This window comes from Hamadaea sp., assembly GCF_013362815.1.
Classification (GTDB): domain Bacteria; phylum Actinomycetota; class Actinomycetes; order Mycobacteriales; family Micromonosporaceae; genus Hamadaea.
The window spans coordinates 53,003-74,424 of the sequence record NZ_JABFVK010000059.1; the positions used below are offsets into that span (position 1 = coordinate 53,003).

At 68.9% G+C, this 21,422-nt stretch carries 25 protein-coding genes; 7 read left to right on the top strand and 18 right to left on the bottom strand.

The features are described from left to right. Nucleotides 1–38: 38 nt before the first annotated feature. Both HOV77_RS25570 and HOV77_RS25575 read left to right on the top strand, forming a co-directional pair. Nucleotides 39–1,022 carry a hypothetical protein gene (locus HOV77_RS25570; protein WP_290865908.1) on the top strand — a complete coding sequence of 328 codons (984 nt, stop codon included), beginning with the start codon at nt 39–41 and terminating at the stop codon, nt 1,020–1,022. A 93-nt stretch (nt 1,023–1,115) separates the two neighbouring features. After that, on the top strand, nt 1,116–1,664 hold the full coding sequence (locus HOV77_RS25575; RefSeq protein WP_290865910.1) for a helix-turn-helix domain-containing protein: 549 nt from the start codon (nt 1,116–1,118) through the stop codon (nt 1,662–1,664). Here the strand turns inward: HOV77_RS25575 and HOV77_RS25580 are convergent. Continuing rightward, nucleotides 1,643–2,209 (bottom strand): hypothetical protein, encoded by a 567-nt coding sequence (locus HOV77_RS25580; RefSeq protein ID WP_290865912.1) that lies wholly within the window; start codon nt 2,207–2,209, stop codon nt 1,643–1,645. The two genes, HOV77_RS25575 and HOV77_RS25580, sit on opposite strands and share 22 nt — an antisense overlap. 50 nt (nt 2,210–2,259) lie before the next feature. On the opposite strand from HOV77_RS25580, the gene HOV77_RS25585 reads away from it, so the two are divergent. Continuing rightward, complete coding sequence (locus tag HOV77_RS25585) at nt 2,260–2,610, top strand: DUF1801 domain-containing protein (protein ID WP_290865914.1); 351 nt, start codon at nt 2,260–2,262, stop codon at nt 2,608–2,610. Here HOV77_RS25585 and HOV77_RS25590 read toward each other — a convergent pair. The 15 genes from HOV77_RS25590 to HOV77_RS25660 all read right to left on the bottom strand — a co-directional run bounded on the left by HOV77_RS25590 (nt 2,594) and on the right by HOV77_RS25660 (nt 17,201). Further along, nucleotides 2,594–3,136, bottom strand: a complete 543-nt coding sequence (locus tag HOV77_RS25590; protein ID WP_290865916.1) for a dihydrofolate reductase family protein — start codon at nt 3,134–3,136, stop codon at nt 2,594–2,596. The two genes, HOV77_RS25585 and HOV77_RS25590, sit on opposite strands and share 17 nt — an antisense overlap. 114 nt (nt 3,137–3,250) lie before the next feature. Next, nucleotides 3,251–3,460: a hypothetical protein gene (locus tag HOV77_RS25595; protein WP_290865917.1), complete on the bottom strand. Its 210-nt coding sequence runs from the start codon at nt 3,458–3,460 to the stop codon at nt 3,251–3,253. 274 nt (nt 3,461–3,734) lie between these two features. Continuing rightward, a complete protein-coding gene (locus tag HOV77_RS25600; RefSeq protein WP_290865919.1) occupies nt 3,735–4,481 on the bottom strand; it encodes a carbon-nitrogen hydrolase family protein in 747 nt (248 codons plus the stop codon). A 91-nt stretch (nt 4,482–4,572) separates the two neighbouring features. Continuing rightward, nucleotides 4,573–5,370: a hypothetical protein gene (locus tag HOV77_RS25605; protein ID WP_290865921.1), complete on the bottom strand. Its 798-nt coding sequence runs from the start codon at nt 5,368–5,370 to the stop codon at nt 4,573–4,575. A 45-nt stretch (nt 5,371–5,415) separates the two neighbouring features. Beyond that, entirely contained in the window at nt 5,416–7,686 is a 2,271-nt protein-coding gene (locus HOV77_RS25610) for a M28 family peptidase (protein WP_290865923.1), read from the bottom strand. 36 nt (nt 7,687–7,722) lie between these two features. Then, complete coding sequence (locus HOV77_RS25615; RefSeq protein ID WP_290865925.1) at nt 7,723–8,229, bottom strand: hypothetical protein; 507 nt, start codon at nt 8,227–8,229, stop codon at nt 7,723–7,725. Nucleotides 8,230–8,242: 13 nt separating this feature from the next. Further along, entirely contained in the window at nt 8,243–9,157 is a 915-nt protein-coding gene (locus tag HOV77_RS25620) for a hypothetical protein (protein ID WP_290865926.1), read from the bottom strand. Between the two features lie 13 nt (nt 9,158–9,170). Continuing rightward, nucleotides 9,171–9,584, bottom strand: a complete 414-nt coding sequence (locus HOV77_RS25625; protein WP_290865928.1) for a hypothetical protein — start codon at nt 9,582–9,584, stop codon at nt 9,171–9,173. 174 nt (nt 9,585–9,758) lie between these two features. Continuing rightward, a complete protein-coding gene (locus HOV77_RS25630) occupies nt 9,759–10,286 on the bottom strand; it encodes a DinB family protein (protein WP_290865930.1) in 528 nt (175 codons plus the stop codon). Nucleotides 10,287–10,537: 251 nt separating this feature from the next. Then, nucleotides 10,538–11,176 (bottom strand): DUF624 domain-containing protein, encoded by a 639-nt coding sequence (locus HOV77_RS25635; protein ID WP_290865932.1) that lies wholly within the window; start codon nt 11,174–11,176, stop codon nt 10,538–10,540. Nucleotides 11,177–11,180: 4 nt separating this feature from the next. Beyond that, nucleotides 11,181–11,999, bottom strand: a complete 819-nt coding sequence (locus tag HOV77_RS25640; RefSeq protein ID WP_290865934.1) for a carbohydrate ABC transporter permease — start codon at nt 11,997–11,999, stop codon at nt 11,181–11,183. Further along, a complete protein-coding gene (locus HOV77_RS25645) occupies nt 11,996–12,928 on the bottom strand; it encodes a sugar ABC transporter permease (protein WP_290865936.1) in 933 nt (310 codons plus the stop codon). The genes HOV77_RS25640 and HOV77_RS25645 overlap by 4 nt, the downstream gene beginning before the upstream one ends. Nucleotides 12,929–13,039: 111 nt before the next feature. After that, complete coding sequence (locus HOV77_RS25650; protein WP_290865938.1) at nt 13,040–14,308, bottom strand: sugar ABC transporter substrate-binding protein; 1,269 nt, start codon at nt 14,306–14,308, stop codon at nt 13,040–13,042. Beyond that, nucleotides 14,305–16,194 carry a DUF2264 domain-containing protein gene (locus tag HOV77_RS25655; protein ID WP_290865940.1) on the bottom strand — a complete coding sequence of 630 codons (1,890 nt, stop codon included), beginning with the start codon at nt 16,192–16,194 and terminating at the stop codon, nt 14,305–14,307. The genes HOV77_RS25650 and HOV77_RS25655 overlap by 4 nt, the downstream gene beginning before the upstream one ends. Continuing rightward, nucleotides 16,191–17,201, bottom strand: a complete 1,011-nt coding sequence (locus HOV77_RS25660; RefSeq protein WP_290865942.1) for a hydroxyacid dehydrogenase — start codon at nt 17,199–17,201, stop codon at nt 16,191–16,193. The genes HOV77_RS25655 and HOV77_RS25660 overlap by 4 nt, the downstream gene beginning before the upstream one ends. A 344-nt stretch (nt 17,202–17,545) precedes the next feature. Here HOV77_RS25660 and HOV77_RS25665 point away from each other — a divergent pair, with 344 nt between their 5' ends. Beyond that, the gene (locus HOV77_RS25665; RefSeq protein ID WP_290865944.1) at nt 17,546–18,679 is read left to right on the top strand and encodes a substrate-binding domain-containing protein; all 1,134 of its coding nucleotides are present in this window, start codon (nt 17,546–17,548) and stop codon (nt 18,677–18,679) included. Here the strand turns inward: HOV77_RS25665 and HOV77_RS25670 are convergent. After that, on the bottom strand, nt 18,676–19,227 hold the full coding sequence (locus tag HOV77_RS25670) for a GNAT family N-acetyltransferase (RefSeq protein WP_290865946.1): 552 nt from the start codon (nt 19,225–19,227) through the stop codon (nt 18,676–18,678). The genes HOV77_RS25665 and HOV77_RS25670 overlap by 4 nt on opposite strands. 72 nt (nt 19,228–19,299) lie before the next feature. On the opposite strand from HOV77_RS25670, the gene HOV77_RS25675 reads away from it, so the two are divergent. From HOV77_RS25675 to HOV77_RS25685, 3 genes are read left to right on the top strand one after another with little or no spacing between them, the layout of a single operon-like run. Continuing rightward, nucleotides 19,300–19,950: a LysE family translocator gene (locus tag HOV77_RS25675; protein ID WP_290865948.1), complete on the top strand. Its 651-nt coding sequence runs from the start codon at nt 19,300–19,302 to the stop codon at nt 19,948–19,950. Nucleotides 19,951–19,957: 7 nt separating this feature from the next. Beyond that, complete coding sequence (locus HOV77_RS25680) at nt 19,958–20,557, top strand: hypothetical protein (protein WP_290865950.1); 600 nt, start codon at nt 19,958–19,960, stop codon at nt 20,555–20,557. Nucleotides 20,558–20,561: 4 nt separating this feature from the next. After that, the gene (locus HOV77_RS25685) at nt 20,562–21,098 is read left to right on the top strand and encodes a hypothetical protein (protein WP_290865952.1); all 537 of its coding nucleotides are present in this window, start codon (nt 20,562–20,564) and stop codon (nt 21,096–21,098) included. A gap of 101 nt (nt 21,099–21,199) precedes the next feature. Here HOV77_RS25685 and HOV77_RS25690 read toward each other — a convergent pair. Further along, nucleotides 21,200–21,422: HNH endonuclease signature motif containing protein (locus HOV77_RS25690; protein ID WP_290865954.1), on the bottom strand; the 223-nt coding region annotated here is incomplete at its 5' end.

Sequence of the window (21,422 nt, forward strand, 5' to 3'; positions counted from 1 at the left end):
TCACGCTAGGCGGCTGACAGGCGCTACTGTTTGTGCTGATGGACAACGTACGCGCCGATGGGTTGGAGCAACGGACAACGCTCCGGGAGATGATCACCGCGTTGGGTGGGCATCTCGTCGATGTCGTGATCGCCCCGAAGGGCCTCGCGGTCGGCGTACGCGACGTGGTGGTGGCCGATCCGTATGACGATCCGGCGCTGCGGCCCGGGGACGTCGTGCTCGTCGTCGGAGCGCGCGGCGCCGACGCCCGTCCGCTGCTCGTGCAGGCCGGAGCCCGTGGCGCCGCCGCCGTCGTGGTCAAAGGCGGCGTCACCTTGAAGGAGGCGGCCCGAGACGCCGGAGTCGCGCTGCTGACCGTCGACGCCGACGCGCGCTGGGACCAGGTGCAGACGTTGCTGCGCTCCGGGCTGGCCACCGCCGAGCCCGTTCCGCTGCCCAACGAGACGGGCGACCTGTTCGCGCTCGCGCAGACGATCGCCACGCTGACCGGGGGCAGTGTGAGCATCGAAGACGTCGGCAGTCGCGTCTTGGCGTACTCGGCGGTCGCGGGCGAGGTCGACGACCTGCGTCTGCGCTCGATTCTCGGCCGCCGGGGGCCTGAGCGCTATCTGGCGTTGCTGCGCGAGTGGGGCGTCTACGACGAACTGCGCAACCCCGATCACGTCGTCACCGTGCCCGACCATCCGGAACTCGGCATCCGGCGGCGACTGGCGATCGGGCTGCACGCGGGCGGCCGGCAGTTGGGCTCGATCTGGGTCCAGGAGGGCGGACGGTCCCTCGCCGACGCCGCGGCCGAGGTGCTGATCGGCGCGGCCCGGCTCGCGGCGCAGGACGTCGTCGCGCAGGCGCACGGCGCGACGAGCCGCGGTTCCCGATCGCGCCTGCTCGCCGACGGGCTCACCGGCCGGGTTCCCGGCGCGCTCGTCGCCGCCGACCTCGGCCTGCCGGCCGGTCCGGCGCTGCTCGTGGCGTGCGACATCCGGGATCAGCCCGGTGACGGCGAGCCGGCGGGTGCCGCGTAGCGCCGGGCGCGCGCGGCCGAGATCATCGCCGTCCACGCGGCGGCGTTCCGGCGCAGTGCGGTCACGGCTCAGGTCGGACCGCGGGTGTACGCGATGCTGCCCGGCCTCGACGTCGACCCCGCCGGTGCGCAGGCCCAGACGTGGGCCGCCGAGACGACCGAAGCGGTACGCCGGGAGTCGGGCTTCCCGGTGCGAGCGGCGATCGTCACCGCGGACACGGCCGCACTGGATCATGCCCGAGCCGAAGCCGACCAGGTGCTTCAAGTGCTCCTACGCTCCCCCGACCGACCGGTCGGCACGATGGCCCAGGTACGCGCAGCAGTCCTCCTGCAGGAGGCGCTCGACGCCACGGCCGGGCTGCGCCATCCGGGGCTCGACGCGTTGCTGGCGCACGACGCGGCCCACCACGGCGAACTCGCCACCACGCTGTCGTCCTATCTGGATGCATTCGGCGACGTCGCCGTGGTCGCCACCCGGCTGCACGTCCATCCCAACACCGTGCGGCATCGCGTACGCCGGGCGGCGGAGATCGCCGGGCTGGAGTTGGCCGATCCCGAACAACGGCTGCTGGCGGCGCTGCTCCTTCGGGGGGCTTTGCCCGTTCGCCGGGTCCGCTCGGGTCAGGAGTCCGGCCAGCTATAGGCGTACGCGAGGGAGAAGGTGCGTTTGATCCAGTCCGCCGACGCTTCGCCCGCCTCCGGCCGAGTGCCCGTCGCGGCGATGCGGTCGCGTACAGCCGCCAGATCGACCGACCGATCGTGGGTGGCCGTCACCTCTCCGTCCGCGATGATGAGCTCCACGACGTCGAGGAATCCCCACGCCGGCCAGAACCCCATGTTCAGGTACGCGATGTCGGCGACCTCCGCCCCGATGAGAAGCCGCCCGGTGAACGGCATCACGACGTCGGGCACGTCGTAGACGGCCGCTCCCCGGTTCCACGGGCGCGCCTGCGGTGTACGGGAGCGGCCGTACAGCTGCGTGTCGTGGACGGAGATCTCGACTCGGTTGAGCACCAACCGGCCGCTTTTGACGACGTACCGGCAGCAGTAGCCACGCCAGCAGCCGGTGCTCAGCGGCGACGGCTCCAGCCCGTGGTCGGCCGGATCGAACAGGCCGGCTCCGTCGATCGCCGCGATGGCGTACCGGCGGCGGTGGTAGCGGACCTCGTCCGGAATCTGCCCCGTCATAATCGCCGGAGCCTACCCGGGCGGGCGGGACGGCGGGGACAATGAACGCCATGACCGACGCTGACGACCTATTGGCTCGACATACTCCGGACGTCGCCGCGGTGGCGCACCGGATCATCGCGCAGATCAGCCGGGTCTACCCCGACGCCGTGGTGACCGTGGACGGCGGCGACATCGGCTTCGGCAGCGGTACCGGCTACAAAGGACTGTCCTTTGTGGTCACTCCGCATACGTCGCATGTCACGTTGGGCATCGCCGGTGGTGCGAACCTCCCCGACCCCGCCGGGCTCCTGGAGGGCTCGGGGAAGGTCCACCGGCACGTCAAACTGCGTACGCCGGACGACGCCGACCGGCCGGAACTGGTGGCGCTGCTCGAAGCCCGGGTCAGCGCAGCACGCTGAACCGCAGGTAGTTCGCCAGCGGGGCGGAGTTCTCGTCGATCCGCCGCAGTTTGACGGTCGCGCCGCCCGGATGCGCGAAGAGGCGTACGCCATCGCCGAGCAGCACGGGCGCGATGAAGACGGCGACCTCGTCGAGCCACCCCGCCTCGATGCACTGGCGGGCCACGTCGGCGCCGATGATGTTCACCATCTTGTCCCCCGCCGCCGCCCTCGCTGCTTCGACCGCTTCCTCGAAGTCGTTGACGAACGTGATTCCCGGAACGGAGTCGGCGGGCGGATTGTGAGTGAGCACCAACTGCGGGCCTTCCCAGCCACCGCCGAACGGCTTACCCTCGGCCTCGGTGCCGCGGTGCGGATCGTCACCGCCGAACGACCGGCGCCCGACGAGGATCGCGCCGATCTCGTTCACCAGAGCGTCCGCTGCCGGATTGGGTTCGATGAACTCGGTCAGCCAGGACATGTCGCCGCCCGGTCCGGCAATGAACGCGTCCAGTGACATCGTCACGGAATACAGCAACTTCGACATGCCGCCGAGCCTAGGCGGGGCGGCCGACAGTTCCCGCGTCTTCGTCGGCGCGGCGCGCCTTGATCGCGCCCGCTTCCGACGTTCTTGGCGGAGATCAACGGAGAAAATGTGGGGTCATGGCACCGCGAATCTTCCGCTGATCATGGCCGCCGCCGGTTTGCCAACAGCCTCTGTCGCATCCTCGGCGCGGCGCGCCTTGATCGCGTCGAGGAATACCAGCCACTCGGTCGGCGCCGGGATCACCTGGCAGCGGTAGTCCGGCCCATCCCGTCCACAGTCCACAGCGGGTTCACCGCAGCCGACATCGAAGGGGTGCTCGGTCATCAGCGTCACCTGCTTTCGTACGCCACTCGTACGTATAGAACGACGGCACTGTCCCGAGCGTTTCTCCGGTCGCCAACCGATCGCGCGCGAGCAATGGGCGGAAGATCAAGTGCCCTGGATCAGCAGAAACGCGGCCGTTTTGGTGATCATGTGCCCGTGGCCAGCGAAATCCGGCCCGTTTTCGCTGATGGCGGGCACATGATCTCTCTTTTCGCGCCTCGATTGCCGGCGAAGGGAACATGATCTTTTCGTGGCCGGCCGGCGAGCCAAAACATCAAGCCGACGGAACCAGACCGGCGCGGGCGTACGCCCCGACTTGCGGCCCCGCCTCGGCGACGACGTTTCCGACCGGATCCCAGATGCGGGAACGACCGGCCGCGTCGTCGTACCCGCCGCCGGTCGAGCCGGCGAAGCTGGCCGTCACCACCCAGACGCCATACGTCGTGGCCGTACGCCGGGCGCGCTCGTCCTGCACGGCGATCTCGTGCGATCCGTCCAACGCTCCGGCGACGTACGCGTCGACACCCAATGCGCAGGTCGCGGCGGCATGCTCGGCGACGCCGGTGTCCTTGCAGACGGCGAGGCCCAGCCGCCAGCCGTCGATGTCGAGCAGCGCCGGAGCGTCGCCCGGCACGAAGTGCTCGGGTTCGGCCCCGCCCAGGAACATCTTGCGGTACGCCACGCGTACGCCGTCGCCGTCGATCGCCAGCACGCCGATGTGCTTACCGGCGACCCCAGCTGCTCCGGCTGCTCCATCGACGCCGGCTGCTCCGGCGACCGGAGCGCCGACGAGCGCGATGCTGCCCGTCTCCGCGCAGGCGGCGACGATCGGGGCGAGCCGGGGATCGTCGAGCTCGACCGGTGCGGCGTCGAACTCGTAGCCCGTCAGCGACATCTCGGGGAACACGACGACCCGGGCGTTCGCCGCCCGGACGAGGTCTGCGTGCGACAGCGCGTTCGCGGCGACGTCGTACGCCGAGCAGGCAGGCTGAGCTGCAGCGACGATCAGCGGGGTGATCATCGGGCCAGCGTAAGTCGGAATTGTTTCCCACCTGTGACGGCCGGCCACGGGCAGCCACCGCTCGCGCCACTGCGCCACCCAGCTGCGTTGATCATGGAGTTATGGGCGTCGACACGCCGTCAGATGGGACCTTGGGTTCATGATCGACGCGAAGGACGACGGCGGCCAGGTTGCGGCCTTTGAGCAGCCACGACGTGCCGAACGCCCACACCGCGACCACCTCGCCGAGGTAGAGCGGGGTCAGCTCGCCGAGACTCAGCCGGAGCAGTCCGCCGACGACCACCCAGAGCACGGCGACGACGATCGCCCAGCCACAGATCTTCTGCAGCAACGCCATGCGCCGATCGTTCTCATACTTCTTCTCGCGGTACGCGAAGATGAACGCGATCGCAGCCAGGCAGCTGATGAAGACGGCGGCGCAGGCGAAGTGGACGATCGCCACGGTGTTCTCGCCGAGCGCCTGCTGGATCGGGGCGCACCCGGCCGGCTCGGGTTCGACGCCGCACAGCGGCGCTCCCGGTTCGATGCCGACGCGGCGGGTCGGGAAGAACACGACGCCGATGACGGCCACGCCGGCGATTGTGCTGAGCCAGTAGTCCCAGGTCCGGGGCTGGGCCGACATGTAGGTGAGCAGCAGGAAGCCGACCACGCTGAGCCCCGCGACGAACAGGTCACGCATCGACGAGTGATAGTACGCACTGATCGACCCGCGGACGTGCACACTCCCCCGCAGATACGCCGCCTCCCCGAAGATGAACGCGATCGGCAGGGCGAGCCCGAGGATGCCGACGACGGTGCGGATGTTCAAGTAGGACCGGACGTAGAGCGCGGCCGGATCGGTGCGCGCGACGAGATCGGCGGGTCGGGGGAAGGTGTCGGTGGTGGCCATCTTCCCACGATCCGCCGCTTGGATCATCGACGCAAGATGATCCCCCTACACGGTGTACGTCTTGGCCACGAGCACGAGTTCGGAGGTGTGCGAACCCTCGACGCCGACGTCCGGCGGCCGGGGGGTGAAGCCGGGCAGCCCGGCCAGCCCGTCGCTGCCGTCCATGACGCGTACGGTGATCGGGCTCGTCTGCTCGACGGTCAGGGTCACGGTGAGTCCGTCGGCGGGCGGCGCGTGGAACAGCACCCCGAAGTCGTCGCCGAGCGCATCCGCTGGGACGGCTCGTCCCGCGACGGTCGCCGCCGTCACCTTCGCACCGGGCACCTTGAGATAGACCAGACGGACGTCCCGATTCGGCTTCACGAGCAGGGTCAGCGTCCGATGCGTACCCTCCACTGTGGAGTTCGAAGCAGTCAGGCTCGGTGCGGTCAGGGTGGCCGCCTGTGCCGGTCCGCTCGCGATGTCGCCGTGCAGCAACGGGAACTTCGCCTCGAGGTTCTCCGTGCCGGTCGCGTACTGGGCGGCCCAGGCGCCCGGCTTGTCGTCCGCGCTCACCCAGCGCGCCTGGCCGTTGTCCGTGTCGAGGGCGTACATGAGCTGCTCGGGCGCGGGATGCTTCGCGTCGAACCGGTCGACCGCCAGGCCGACGCCGGTGAAGACCAGGGTCAGCACGGCCGCGCCGAGCGCCGGCCACATCGCCCGCCGTGGATACAAAACCACCAGCGCCAGCCCCAGCATCGTCGCGAAGAGCGCGGCCGCCGCGCCGGTGGCCAGGCCGAGCGCCGGGAAGAACAGCATCACGGTGGGCGCGAGGATCACCACCGCCACCGCTCCGCCGACGGTCAAGGCCGCGAATTTCGCCCAAGTTGTACGCACAACGACCGCGACGATTCCCGCCAGTGCCCCGAACAGGGCGGGCAACGCAGCGAGATAGGAGCCGCCGGGCGTGAACGCCGCCAGCAGTACGCCGAGGACGGCGAGCCAGCCGAACCCGGCCACAACCATCGCCCAGCGCCCAAGACGTCTGCTCCACAAGGCGTACCAGAGGAGTAAGAGGGTTGCGACGAGCGCGACCACGGCGGCGCGGAACCACTCCGGTCGCCAGGGATCGATCATCTGCCGGTAGCCGGGGCGGATCGCGACCAGCACCAGCCAGTAGACCTGGGCCAGAATCGGCGCGAGGGCGAGCGGGAGCAGGCCGAGCCCGAACGCGGCGGCCTGGCGGCCGAAACTCGCGCGGCCGCGCACGATGCCGCTCACCGTCACGCTGAGCGCGACCACGGCGAGCAGGGCGAGGATCGCGACCGGCCAGACCAGCCACCCGGGATAGCGCACGAGGTAGCCGAGGACCGGGAAGTAGGTCGAGTCGCCCGCGGACGGCTTCTCCAGGGTGGACAGGTCCCGGCTCGCGAAGGCCTGGGTGAGGGCGAGCGCGTTGGACCCGTGATGCTGCAGGCTCGCCTGGTCCATGTACTCGGGACGGTCCTCCGGCGTGTGGTAGACCGCCGACCCGTCGATGTACGCGGTGTTCAGCCCGGTGAACCGCCCGGCGTCGCGGAACGGGGAGAAGTCGGTGTCGTTGGGCAGGATCCGGTAGACCTCTACCGCGAAGCTGGTCGCCACCGGATACGGGGCGACGTCGCCGTAGACGCCGACGACGTCCGCGTTGTCCCGGGTCGTCTCGAACATGATCGCGGGGCCGGACGAGCCCCGCGCCTCGAAGTTGAGCACCACGCCGCCGTCCTTCGCGAGCGCGTGCTGGCTGACGAACGCCTCCGCGCCGCAGAGACAGGCCTCCTCGGCGTCGGTGAACACGAACACGATGTCGTTGCGCGGCTTCTCGCCACTGGTGAGGATGCGCGCGGTCTCCAGCAGGGTGGCGACGCCCGCACCGTCGTCGTTGCCGCCGTACGACACCTGGACCGAGTCGTAGTGCGCGACGAGGATCAGCCGCCCGGTCGACGCGGTGCCCTTGAGCTCGGCGACGACGTTGCGTACGTGGGCCATCGTGTAACCCTCGCCGAGCGCGTCGTCCGCCCCGACGGCGTCCTGGACCTGCGGATCGAGCCCGTAGTCCTTCAGCGTCCCGACGATGTACTCGCGGGCGGCTGCGGCGTTCTTCGAGCCGGCGACGTGCACCGCTTCGCCGAGCGTCTGGACGTGCGCGTACGCCCGCCCCGCGCTGAACTCGTCGCCCGGCGCGTCGGCGGCCAGCGGCGCCGGTGGCCGGACCGCCCACACACTCCAGAAGGCCAATCCGGCCAGGACGAGGACGGCGACGGCTCCGGCGATGCTCCGGCTGTTGGTCTGATCCACGCCCACATCTTCCTGCACCCGGCGGCCCGCCGTCTGTCAGTCGAGCCGGTCGCCGAGCTCGATTTTCAGCTCGGTGATCTGCCGGGCCTGATCGTCGAGCAGCCTCGTCACCGCCGACCGCACCGCCGTCGCGAATTCCTCCTCGGAGCATTCGCGCACCGTGCCGGGCTGTACGCGGACGGTCCACTCCTGCATCCCGCGAACGGAGAGCGCGACGCGGCCGTCGGCGGACTCGCCGCGCGCGACGAGCTCGGCGCGCCGCTCGACGAACTCGCGCTGGCCGGAGGTCGCCGGTTCCGGCTCGCCGGTGATCGGCACATCCTCGTCCTCGCTGAGGATCGCGAAGAACTCCCGCATCCGCCGGGCCCAAAGGATGCGGCCCAGCGCGGCCAGCTGCTCCGGCAGGCGGCTCTCGTCGAGCCACCGGTAGCCCCCGGGGAAACTCAACCGCACCTGGTCACGGTCGTAGAGCTCGGCCGCGATCGCGCCGTCCGGGGTGGACGCGGTGACGACCATCCGGTCGAGCCGTTCGCTCAGCAGCATCGTGTCTCTCCCCTCAGTTCGCGTTGCCCATGAAGCCGTGAATGTTGCCCCGGTTCGCCCCGGCCAGCTCCGGCTTCCGGGGCACGAGCTGGTCGCGGTGGGCGTTGAGCTGCGCGAGGTCCCGGGACAGCACCGCGTACACCTTGTCCTGCTCTTCGTTGATGTACTTCTTCAGGTCGTCGAGCGCCTTGCGTAGCTTCGGGACGATGTAAAGCGGATCCGACCCCGAGATGTCGACCTTGGGCTTGTCGCCGCCGGCCGCCTGCGCCCCGACCTGGGCCGCGCCGGCGATCACCTCGAGGAGCAGCACGCCACCGATGACCCCGCCACCGGCGAACACCGTCGCGACCGAGGCGACCGAACCGAGGATCGTGTAGGCCATCGCGTCGCCACCGAACCCGAAGTGGCAGTCGTGCTCCAGCGCCTTCAGGGTCTTCTTCGCGATCTCCTCGACGTCGTGCCGAGCGTTCTTCCAGACGCTCTGGTACGCCTGAAGCGCGCTGCGCATCACGTACACCGCGACGAACTGGCTCTGCACCTTCGCCGGGAACGGCACGACGAAGTTCGTATTGAAGTTCTGCGCCGCGCTGCCGGTCCAGCCGTCGACGAGCGAAGTCACGTTCATGTGCTTCAGATCGCCGATCGGCAGGATCGTCTCGCCCTCCCCGTTCGCCTTGTTCGGCGGCAGCAGCTGACCGTCCGACAACTCGGTCAGCGCGCCTTTGAGGTCGTCGATGATGGTCTTGACCGGACCGTCGGGGTCGGGCAGTTGCGCGTAGGGCTCGAACAGCTGCGGAATCTGGCTCCACGACGCCATCTCCGCCCGCTGCTGCGCGTCGAAGACTTGACCGTTGGCCTCCACCTTCGTCTTCCAGTCGTTGCACTTCTGCCAGATCTTGTAGGCCATGCCGCGCAGGTCTTCGCTCATGACGTCACCTCACTCACAGCGCCAGCTTGATGTCGGGAATCGGGACCTTCCGCCCCGAGCCGTCCTCGGTGTAGTCATTGGCCATCAGGTTGCGCAGCTCGGTTCCGGCCGCTTGGTCGGTACGCGCGTACTCCGCGGCCGCCAGGCGCAGCGCCTCCGCTGTCAGCTCGACGTTCTGCTCGGCCTCCTTGACACAGCCCGCGATGACGTCGCCGATCTGCGAGATCGCCGACAGGTGCTTGTCGCCACCACCGCCGCCGAAGTCGGCCGGCCGGGTGAACGCCGCCGACAGGTTGTCGTGGGCGTACTGGACCTTGCCGAGCACCCGATTGAACGCCGCCTGCACCACCGGCATCTCGGCGTTGGCCGCCCGCACCAGCTCTTCGAGCCGTGCGCCGAGCTGCTGCCCGCTCAGATAGTTGCCCACCGCCACCTCCCCAGTCTTCGGTTGGCTTGCCGAAGCTGGGGAACACACAGTGTGGGATGTGGTGTGACCGTGAGCCCCCCAGCTGACGGTCATCGTAGGAAGAATCGGACGTCGGACACGTCCCACCACGAGTGGAAATAGCTCTACAACTCGCGCGGTATGCGACGAGGCGGACTACTCCGCCTCGGCGACCCGATCTAGCGCGGGCAGATACTTCCGATAGGGCCCGACGTCGGTGCGGTGCCGCCGGGCGAGCACCTCGGCCATCTGGCCGAGATGAGTGAGATCGTGCGCGACCCAGGCCGCCACGACGTTGCCCATCGTCACCTCGCCGAACTCGGGATGCGTACCGGTCTGCCGCAGATCCACGGTGGCGAGGTTCAGCGCCGTCAGCGTCCGACCGCGTCCGGAGCGGAACCGTGCCAGCAGGTCGCCGAGGGGTTCGGGCTCGTCGCGCAGCATCGCCTCCCGGTCGAACGGTTCGAAGACCCGGCTCACGCCGTGCTCCTGGATCAGCCGGAGGCGCGGCAGCCAATTCGTGGCGTCGGCATACGTCAGGTGACCGAGGATCGCGTACGCGCTCCAGGTGCCGGGGCCGTCGTCGCGGTGCAGCCACTCGTCCGGCAGTCCGGTGAGGAACGCGGTCAGCACGTCCGGCGTCCTGGCCAGCATGGTTTCGGCGTCACCCAGATCGAGGTCCATGCCGTCATCGTGGTGGCCGAGTCGCCTCCCGGCCAGAGCCAATCCCGATGCCCTGGCGTCTTCGCGGCTCCGTAGGCGACTTCGCCCGGCTCGTTCGGCTGCAGATCACGGATATCCATGCTTCCCAGCGCGAAATAGCATGGTTATCCGTGATCCGGCGGCAAACTGGCCGCCCGCGGCTAGCTGGCCGCCCGCGGCAAACCGGCCGCCCGCGGCTAGCCGGCCGCCCGCGGCTAGCCGGCCGCCCGCGGCTAGTCGGTGCGCAGGGCGGCGACGATGTGCCGGGTGTTGGCCCACACGACGTACAGCGCCGGCCCCGGCAGGAGGAACAGCCCGATCGCCGGCTTGGTGACGACCGCCCCGCCGAGGATGCCGAGCACGGCCAGGTTCGCGAGGCTCAGGTACCACTTGCGTACGGAGAGGTAGGCGGCCGTCACGATCAGCCGAAGCGTTGGCCGGATGTCGAGCGTCAGCAGGGCGGTCGCGGTCACGACGACCAGCACGATGAGCAGCGCCAGCATCGGCGTGACCGCGCCGAACGGCGTACCGAGGGCGAGCCGGAAGTCGCTGGCGAGCACGATGACGGCGAGCGCCGCCACTGCGCCGATCGCGAGCGACCGCCCGAACCGCGTCCGGTAGGACCGCCAGAACGAGGACGCTCCGGATTCGCCGCCGGACGCCGCCGCGAAGGAGCCGAAGGCCCCCGCGACCGCCGGGCCGAGCAGCGCCGACAGTGCGACGAAGAACGGCCAGGCGGCCAGCGGCTCCCCGCTGAAGGCGAACGCCAGGATCAGGGGCAGCGTCGCCGCCACCAGTCCAAGATTGATCTTGAGAAACGCGTACGCCGTGCTGAAGATCGTGTCGTACGGCACGCGGGCGAGCAGTCTCACGCGATCACCCCTTCATCCCGGAGGTGGCGATGCCCTGGATGAAGTACCGCTGGCCGACGAGGAAGATCAGCAGGATCGGCAGCACCGACAGCACCGAGCCGGTCATCATCATCGCGTAGTCGGCGTCGAACTGGCCGACGAACGAGCGCAGACCAAGCTGGATCGTCCAGAGGTCGTTGCTGGTCAGGTAGATGAACGGGCCCATGTAGTCGTTCCAGGTGTTGACGAACGTGAGCAGGGCCAGGCTCGCCAGCGCGGGTTTGGACAGCGGCAGGATGACCCGCGCCCAGATCCCGTACTCGGTGAGGCCGTCGACTCGGGCGGCTTCGGACAGTTCCTCGGGGATCGTCAGGTAGTACTGCCGCATCAGGAAGACGCCGAACGCGCCGAACGCCTGGAGCAGGATCAGCGACCAGAACGTGTTCGTCAGCCCGGCCTTCTGCATCATGATGTACTGCGGGATCATGTACGCCTGCCACGGCACCGCGATGGTCGCGATGTACGCGAAGAACAACGCGTCCCGGCCGGGGAAGCGCATCTTGGCGAACCCGTACGCCGCGAAGCTGCCGGTCAGCACCTGAAGGAAGGTGATGACCGCGCTGAGGAAGATCGTGTTCCGCAGGTAGGTGCCCAACGGGATCTGCGTCCAGATGGAGCTGAAGTTCTTCCACTGGAAGTCCGTCGGGATCCACTGCACCGGGATGGTCAGGACCTCGTTGTTGCGTTTGAGCGAAGCGCTGATCATCCACAGGAACGGCACGAGGATGGCGACCGCCGCGACCGTCAGGACGACGTAGAGCAGGACGCGAAGGGCTGCTTTCATTTGCGCTCCCGGCGGTTGTTGAACCAGAACTGCGTCAGCGTGAGCACCAGCACGAGCAGGAACAGCACGAGGGAGATCGCCGAGGCGTACCCGAACTCCCCTTCGACGATGCCCTGCCGGTAGATCTGCTGGGACAGCACCAAGGTGGCCCGGCCGGGCCCGCCGTCGGTCATGACGACGATCAGGTCGAACACCTTGAAGCTCTGCACGGTCAGCAGGATGAGCACGAGGAAGGTCACCGGCCGCAAGCCGGGCAGCGTCACGTGGCGGAACCGCTGCCAGTTGTTGGCCCCGTCCATCTTGGCCGCCTCGTAGTGCTCGGTCGGGATCGCCTGGAGACCGGCCAGGAACAGGATCATGTAGTAACCCATGTCCCGCCACACGCTGGTGACGATGACGGCGGGCATCGCCCAGCTGGTGCTGGTCGTCCAGCCCGGCGCGTTGTCGACGCCGATGAAGTGCAGGAACTGGTTGATCGGCCCGAACTCCGGGTTGAACAACATGTTCCAGACGACCGCGACCGCCACCATCGACGTGATGTACGGGAAGAAGGCCGCGGCCCGGAAGAATCCGACCCCGGCGATCTTACGGTTGAGGAGCAGCGCCAGGCCGAGCGCCGCCAGCACGGTCAGTGGCACGTGGCCGAGCGCGTAGTACGCCGTGTTCTTCAGCGCGACCTTGGTCGACTCGTCGTGCAGCATGCGCTGGAAGTTCTTGAGCCCGATCCACTCGGGCGCGTTGTACGAGTCCCAGTCCATGAAGGACAGCACGAACGCGGCGATCACCGGGACGAGCGTGAGCACCGCGAAACCGAGGAAGTTCGGCAGGATGAAGCTCCAGCCGATGAGCGTGTTCCGCCACCGGCGGCTGAATCGCCGCGGCGGTGACGACGCGGCGGTCGGCGGGGCCGCGGTCAGCACGTCTGCCATAGTCTCTGCCTTCAAGTCTGAGCTAACTCTGGGCCTGGCGGCTCCGGACGGCGCACCCCTGCGGGAACACCGTCCGGAGACCGCTGTTCAATGGGTCAGCCGATCAGTAGGTCAGCTTGCCTCGTTCTTCACCCGCGAGGTGATCTCGGCGATGCCGCCGTCGATCGACTTCGCCTTGGTCATGATGAGGTCGTGCTCCTCGTTGAGGATCGTGTCGATCTTCGAGGTCTTGTCGCTGACCGGCATCTCAAGGTTGATCTTGTCCGGATTGAACGCCTTCTTCGACGTCTCGTCGGTCGGCATGCCCGCGAGCGCGAAGTACGACGTCCGGATATCCTCGGTGAGCAGCGCCGGGACGACGCCGATGGCGGCGATCGCCTTGGCCCCCTCGGGACCGCAGGCGAACTCGACGAACTTCTGTGCCGCCGCCGAGTGCTTGGCGTTCTTGTTCACCGCGAACGCCGTCGGCGAGCCGAACGTGGTCACCCCGGTGCCGCCCGGCCGCTGCGGAAGCGGCGCGATCGCCCAGTCGACGTCGGTGGTGCCGGCCTTCTTGTCCGCCAGGATCTTCGCGATGAACCACGTGCCCATGGGCAGCATCGTGGTCTTCTTCGTCTCGAACATCGAGGCGTACCCGGTCTTCTGGGTCTTGGCCGTGCCGAAGTCCAGCGTCGCTCCCCCGTCCTGCAACGCCAGCGCCGTCTTGTACTGGTCGGTGAAGAACGAGTAGTCCGGGCCGAGCTGGTTGCCACCGGTCTGCGCGGCCGCGATCGCCTGCACGATCGAGCGCCACGTGTGGTGGTACGTGCCGTACACCTTGTTCTGGCCCGCGCCCGCGGTCAGCGACTTGGCCAGGTCGACGTACTGGTCCCAGGTCAGGTTCGTCGGGTAGGTCTTGCCCGCCGCGTCGAACAGCTTCTTGTTGTAGTACAGGACCCAGAAGTCCTGCCGGTACGGCAGCGCGAAATACTTGCCGCCGTCCTGCTTGAACGCGTCGAGGCCGTTCGCGCTCGAGAAGGTGCTCGAGGTCGCGGCCGAGGTCAGGTCCTTGAGCTGGCCCCGGCCCGCGTACCGGGCGTAGTCGATCACGTTCTTCATCGTGATGACGTCCGTGCTGTCACCACCGGCGAGCATGGTGGTCACCTTGGTCGGGTAGTCGGCGGCCAGGATGTCCACCGGCTTGATGGTGATGTCCGGGTTCGCCTTCTGGAAGGCGTCGAACAGCGCCTTGAACTCCGGCGTGGAGTCCATGCTCCACACGCTGATGGTGAGCTCGACGGGGCCGCTGGAGGAGCTGTCGTCGTCGTTCGAGCCGCAGGCCGCGAGCGGCGCGGCGGCGGCCACAGCCGCGCCGTACGCCAGCAACTTTCTTCTGTTCACGAGGGGTCCTTCCTAGGGAGCGGAAAATCGAGGGAGGCAGTGGTTGTGGTCAGGTCCGGCCAGGTCACGGTCACGACGAGCCCGGAGATTTCGGCTCGCGGTGTCTGGTCGCCGCCGTTCAGCGCCAGGCCCGCGAGCTTCCAGCCGCTCATCTGGTACGCCGAGAGCCACGGCGTGCTGGTGCGCTTGCCGAGGGGAGAGGCGTCCCGGGACTGATGAGTGCCGGAGACTTCGAATCCGCCGAGGTTCACCGCGACGGAGGTGTTTGCAGTGGTGTTGTCGCCGTCGGTGACGGGCCAGCCGCCGACCCGCAGCGCCACGATGCGGTCGCTCAGCGAGTCGCCGATCGGGTCGACGCGTACGCATCGGACCTCCCACGCGCCCCGGACGATCGACACGGTCGTCACGTAGGCGGCGTCGACCGCGACGCCGGGGCGGCCGGAGCCGTGGTCGGGCACCGTCCGATCCGGGTCGACCCAGTGAGCGCGGGCCCGGGAGGACAGCACGGCGGCACCGGCCAGCTCACTCACCGACAGCGTCTCGAACCCGGCGCGGTGGGTCGCCCGGCCGTCCGCGTCGAGCAGCACCGCCGAGTTGTCGAGCGGGGCGTCCCAGCCCTCGTCGTCCATCAGCGGAGCCGTGGCCGTCGAGTACGCCAGGCGTGCGTACAGGGGCGAGTCGCCCGTCTCGGCACCGGGCAGGGCGTGATCCGTGCCGTGGTTGTAGACGCGCACGATGCCGTCGGCCTGCGTGCCGACCGCCGCCCAGCCGGGCGCGGCCATGACCGTGAGCTGGTCGGCCTGCTCGACGGGGAGCTGCTGCTCGACGTCGGTCCACACGGGATGGTCGGCCGGCAGGGCCAGCCCGAGCATGCCCTTGGACGCCCAATACGGCGAGCCCGGTCCGGAGTAACGCTGGGCGATCGGCCGCCACGGGTGGTGCCAGCCCAACGTCAAGAGGCCGTCTTCGTCAGGTGCACCGTGATCGGCGAAGTGCTTGACGATCCCGGACGCCGCCCGCCGGATCAGCCCCGGCGCGAGCGCGGGCGAATCGGCGTACGCGCCGACCCACAACGGGGCGGCGGCGGCGAACCGGTAGGTCAGGCTGCGGCCCTGGATGAGCGGCGAGCCGTCGGCGCCGACGAGACGCACCGCGTCGAGGAGGAAGCGGTCCAGCCGTTCGGCGTACGCCGGCAGCCGCGGAGCGGAGAGCTCTTCCGCACCGGTCATCCGGCTCCAGAGGATCGGATACAGGTGCAGCGCCCAGCCCGCGTAGTGGTCGTAATTGCGCGAGACGCCGTCGCAGTACCAGCCGCCTTCGCGGGCGAACGACTCGTGTGTCGCCAGGTCGGACTCCATGTCCTCCAGCGACCAGGGGCCGCCGACCGAGGCCAGGAACTGCTCGACGACGATGCGGAACCACACCCAATTCGACCGGGGGTAGTCGCGGTCGCCGACGACCTCCGCCAGATACTCCACGACTCGTTGCTGGACGCCGGAGTCGAGCGCGTCCCACAGCCACGGCCGGGTCAGGTCCAGGATCAACGCGATCGAGGCGGCCTCGACCTTGGCCTGACCGTGTTCACTCGGCCGGACCCAGCGCTCGGGGGACGAGGGGTTCGTACCCGTGGCGATGCCTTGTGCGTACCAGTCGAGAAGATGGAGAGGATCGTGCCCGCGCTCGCCCGCGATCCGGAAGCCGGCGAGCAGCAGGGTTCGGGCGAAGCCCTCGAGCCCGTCCACGTCGGTGCCGTAGCCGCCCGGCGTGCCCGGCGGCGTGATGCGTGCGTGCGAGGGTGAGGCGTGCTCGCGGGCCGCGAGGAGCATGCGATCGGCGAGCCCGGTCCATTCCGCGCGCGTCCAGCCGGTGATCGGGGAGATCGTCACGCGCTCACCTCCAGCGCTTCGCTCGTGACCGCGTCGATCGGGGGCTGACCGGCGATGAAGCGTTCGAGTTCGTCGAGGGCCTGGCGGCTCATCCGGCGCGTCTCCGAGCCGAGCGACCCGGCGATGTGCGGGGTGATCATCACGTTGGGCAGCTGGTAGAGCAGCGACCCCTCGGGCAGCGGCTCCGGCTCGGTGACGTCGAGGATGGCGTTGAGCCGGCCGGTCGCGCATTCGCGCTCCAGCGCCTCGTGGTCGATGACCCCGCCGCGAGCGGTGTTGATGACGGTCGCGCCGTCCGGCAGCAGCGCGAGTTCCCGTACGCCGATGGCATTGCGGGTCTGCGGCAGCTCCGGCAGATGCAGCGACAGGATCTCCGATCGGGTCAGCAGCTCGTCGAGCTCGACCAGCCGGCCACCGGTGGCCGCCACCGAAGCGGCGTCGGCGTAGGGATCGGTGACGAGGACTTCAGCAGTGTCGAGAGTCTGCACTCGCTCGACGACCCGGCGGCCGATCCGGGAGAACCCCAGTACGCCGATCGTCCGCCCGAAGTTCGACAGATCCTCGCGGGCGGCGACGCTGTACCAGTCGGCGCGGTTCGCGCGGGCCTCCGCGGCGAGCAGGTGCGCCTTCTTCCCCGCGAAGATGATCGCAGCCAGGGTGAACTCGGCGACTGGGGTGGCGTTGGCCTCCGCGCCGCTGGTGACGAGGATGTCGCGGTTCCACACTTCGTCGGAGACGAGACTGCGTACGCTGCCCGCGCAGTGCAGAACGGCGCGCAGTTTCGGTGCGGCATCGAGTCGTTCGGCGGTGAGCGTCGGGCAGCCCCACGAGGTGAGCAGCACCTCCGTCTCGGCCAGGCGGGCGCGGGTGTGCGGCGCGTCGAGGTCGTCGGACCAGATCGGATCGCCGAGGTCGGCGAGCGACCGCAGCCGCCGCAACTCCTCCGGGCCGAATTGGATCCGGAACGTGTCGGGCCGCATCACGAGCAGTGCCTGCGGACGGTGCATGCGATCTTGCCTTCCAGCGCGCCTCGATGGAGGAGGTTCGTTTGTGTTCGTTTTTGTTCGTTCGATCGGGTGACAGGGAGTAGATCGCATGCAGAACTGCACCACAAGGGTTCGTTACCAGTCTGTAACACGAGTGGACTCGGAACTGCCCCTACTTTTGTGATCGAATCTGATCGGTTCTGAGCGAACGGTGATCACATCCTGATCACGCCTCGACTGTTCTAGCGACCGAAGGGGATTCACGTGGCGTCGCCGGGCAAGCGCACAATCGACATGCAGGTGCCGTTCCCCGTTCCCTCCACGACCCTGCACAATGACCCGGACATGACCCTGGAGGCGCAGCAGTGACCTTGTCCGAGCCCCCGCTGCTGCCCGCTGAACGCCGCGAACGGCTGCTCGCCGACCTGCGCGTACGCGGCACCCTGCGGGTCAGCGACATCGCCCGCTCGCTCGGCGTCACCGCCGTGACCGTGCGCCGCGACATCGCGCAGCTCGCCGACGAGGGTGCGATCGAACGCGTACACGGCGGCATCCGGCTGCCGCGTCAGGCCGGTCCCACACCCTCCCCCACCTTTGCGGTCACTCTCGACGAGGACGCTGGGCCGACGACCGACGATTCTGCGCTGGCCACCGTCGGCATGGTCGTGCCGTCGCTGGACTACTACTGGCCTGCGATCGTGCAGGGTGCGCGCGACGCCGCCCCGGACGCCGGCCTGCGCATCGTCCTGCGCGGCTCCTCCTATGACGACGTCGCCGACGTCCGCCGTCAGGTCACCTGGCTCCTGGAGTCGGTCGGCGTCCAGGGCCTGCTCATCGCGCCGCCGACGGTCGGAGCCGAGGCCGCCGAGCTCATGACCTGGCTGACCGGCCTGGACATCCCGGTCGTCCTCGTCGAGCGCACCGCCACTGCCGGTCCGTATCACGAACACGTCGAGTCGGTGACGACCGATCACGCGTTCGGCGCAAGCCTCGCCGTCCGGTATCTCGCCGGCGAAGGACATCAGCGGATCGGCTTCTTCGCCTCCGCCACGAGCCCGCACACCCCGAAGGTCCGCCTCGGCTGGCGGGAGACCTCGATCGAGCTGGGCCTGGACCTCGACGGCACCCCCGACATCATCTCGCCCGACCATCGGCATCCGCAGTGGAGCGAGGAGGTCGACCGGGCCATCGACGCCTTCGTCGCGACCGGCACGACCGCCCTGCTCGTGCACTCCGACCGCGAGGCGATCTCGCTGGTCGCACGCTGCGAGGAACGCGGTATCCGGGTGCCGGGCGACCTCGCCGTGGTGGCGTACGACGACGAGGTGGCGGGCCTGGCGAATCCCGCGCTCAGCGCCGTGCGCCCGGCCAAGTTCACCATCGGCGAGACCGCCGTCCAGCTGCTCGCTCAGCGCATGCAGGCCGGTCCCGACCGCCCCGTTCATCGCGTACGCGTCAGTCCACGGCTCGTCGTCCGCGACTCGAGTGCGCCGCGCTAGAGATTCACCCAGTACCGCCTCGTCCGACCGAGGGCGGTGTCGCGCACGTCCTCGAGGACCCCGCCGTTTCGCTCGATCGTCCGGGCCGACCCGACGTTGGCGTCGTCGCACGTGATCAGCACCCGGTCCATCCCTCGTTCGCGGGCTCGACGCAACACTTCGGCGAGCGCCCACCCGGCGATGCCGCGCTGACGGGCCGACGGCCGTACGCCGTAGCCGATGTGGCCACCGGCCTCGGCCAGGAAGGCGTTGAGCTCGTGCCGGAGCGTGATCGCGCCGACGATCTCACCGTCCTCCGTCTCACCGTCCTCCGTCACACCGTCCTCGACGATCCACCAGTAATCGGCGTGCACCCGGCCCTCGTCGACCGGAACGGACGGGTCGCCCTGCCGCCGCAGGTACGCGACCCACGCGGCGAACCCCTCGGCGGAGTTCACGTCGTACTTCGCCGACACTCCGGTGCCGTGCATCTCCTCGCCGCCCCACTCGTCGCGAAACGCCAGCCAGGCGCGATGGCGGTCTTGCGTGGGTTCGATCAGCTCGGGCATGCCTCCACCGTAGGCACCCGGCCGCGATACCCGCTTCCCAATTACCTCGTCTGCGGTGTTCACTTCTGAACCATGGGAACGGTGTTGTCGCACGTGATCGATGTCCTGCCGCAATTCCTCCTGGCCTGCCTCGTGCTCGCCGTGCTTCCCGGCCCCGCCACCGCGCTGTTCCTGCACCGCTCGATCCGCGACGGCCGGTCCGCCGGGCTCGCCGCGGTCGCGGGCAACGAGATCGGCATCTTCGCCTGGGCGCTGGCGGCCGGGAGCGGCTTGACCGCCTTGCTGCAGGCCAACCGGATGCTGTTCGACGCGCTGCACATCGTCGGCGCGGCCGTCCTGGTCTGGCTCGGCGTCTCCGCGTGGCGCGGCGCCGGCCGCCTCGACGTGTCAGCGCTCGCCGACCTGACTCCGCCCAGCGGGCGTACGCCGGCCGCCGCCTTCCGCGCCTCGCTCGTCTCTATCGCAGCCAACCCCAAAGCAGCTGTCTTCGCGTTCTCCTTCTTCCCACAGTTCCTGCCGGCGGACGGCTCCGTCTTCGGCACCACCGCCGCGCTCGCCACCGTGCAAGTGATCTTCGACGGTGCATACTGCGCCCTCATCGTGCTCCTGGCCGTGCGCGTACGCGGTTGGCTGTCCCGTGCCACGATCCGCCGTCGCCTCGAACGAACCCTCGGCGCCGTGCTCGTCGCGCTCGGCGTACGCCTAGCCGCGGAAACCCGGTGAACCCGGCATGCTCTCCCCGTCCCATACGCTGACCCCAGCGCTGCTCGACGCGTTGACCTACTGGCCCGGCGTCGTCGGCGGCACCCGCGGAGAGCCACCGGACATCTCCGTACTCGCGCCCTTCTTCGACGAACTCCTTGCCGAGCTTCCCTGGTGGAACCGCGCCTGGCGAGTCACCTCCGTAGAACCGGCCCATCCCCGCGAAGTCGCCCACAACGACGTACGCGGCCTAGTGCGTTGCACCGAAGTCTGCGTACCCGGCACTGTTTCCGCTGAGTCCTCCGCTTTGCCGCTGTTCGCGCGAGTCCGGTTCGAGGGCGATCGCCTCGTGGCGTTCCAAGCCAAAATCGGCGGCATCCTGCTCACCCCGGCGAGTACGCCCGCCGACCAACCGGAGCCGCATCCGTTCGGCGCCGTACTCACCACGCTCATGGACACGCGAGGCATCGGCATCAAGGAGATGGCCATGCACTCCGGCCGGGCTATGACGACGATCCATGGACTCCGGACCGGTTGGCTGAACCCGAACCCGGTCTTCGTCCGGGAGATCGCCGCCGCGCTGGGTATGGCTGAGGCCGACATCGCCGCAATCGCCGGGCTAACCTGACCCGATGGCGCGTACTTGGCTGTCTATCCGGGTGGACCTGGTGTCTGGTCGGGGCATCGACCTCTGGCCACGACCAGGCAGGATCTTGGCCGCCGCCCGTTCACACACGTTCGCGCAGCTGGCGAGGTCGATCGAGCTGGCCTTCGCCCGGTGGGATCTGGCGCACCTGCACATGTTCACCCTCGCCGACGGCACCGAAATCGCTCACCTGGCGGATTGGGACGGCGACGCCCCCGACAACTGCCTGGACGACAGCCTCAAACTCAACCAGCTGACCGTCGGCGAGCAGTTCGCGTATGTCTTCGACTTCGGCGACGACTGGACGCACTTGTGCACTGTGGACGCATCGCGCATCGACCCGCTCGAGACTGTCGGCATCACCCCGCCGACGCCGACCGCCTATTTCGGCTGGGGAGACCTGCCCGACCAGTACGGGCGCCGTTTCGACCTGGACGGCCGAGCCGAGCTGCCCACCCCGCCCGAACCCCCGCTCGCCGACTTACCGCCGATCCTGTCAGAGTGGGGTACGCCGCGCGGCTGAGTTCTACCGTCAGCAGCGTCTGTGCACATCCGGCCATGAACCCTGCGCTGCTCGCAATCATGGGGTTCGAGATTTACCGAACCTCGCTCTGAACTTCGCTGTCAGCAGCGTCTGTGCAGGGTGTTCTGCACGGGCCGTCTGAGTGGGTCGATGAAGGCGGGTGGGACGAATTCGGGGAAGCCGTCGGTTCTGATGCGTACTTCCCAGTGTCCGTGGTGGATCTCCCGGTGATGAAAGCCGCAAAGCAGGACAGAGTTGGTCAGACAGGTGGTTCCGCCGTCTGCCCACGCGTGAACGTGGTGGCCGTCGCACCATTGCGGTGGG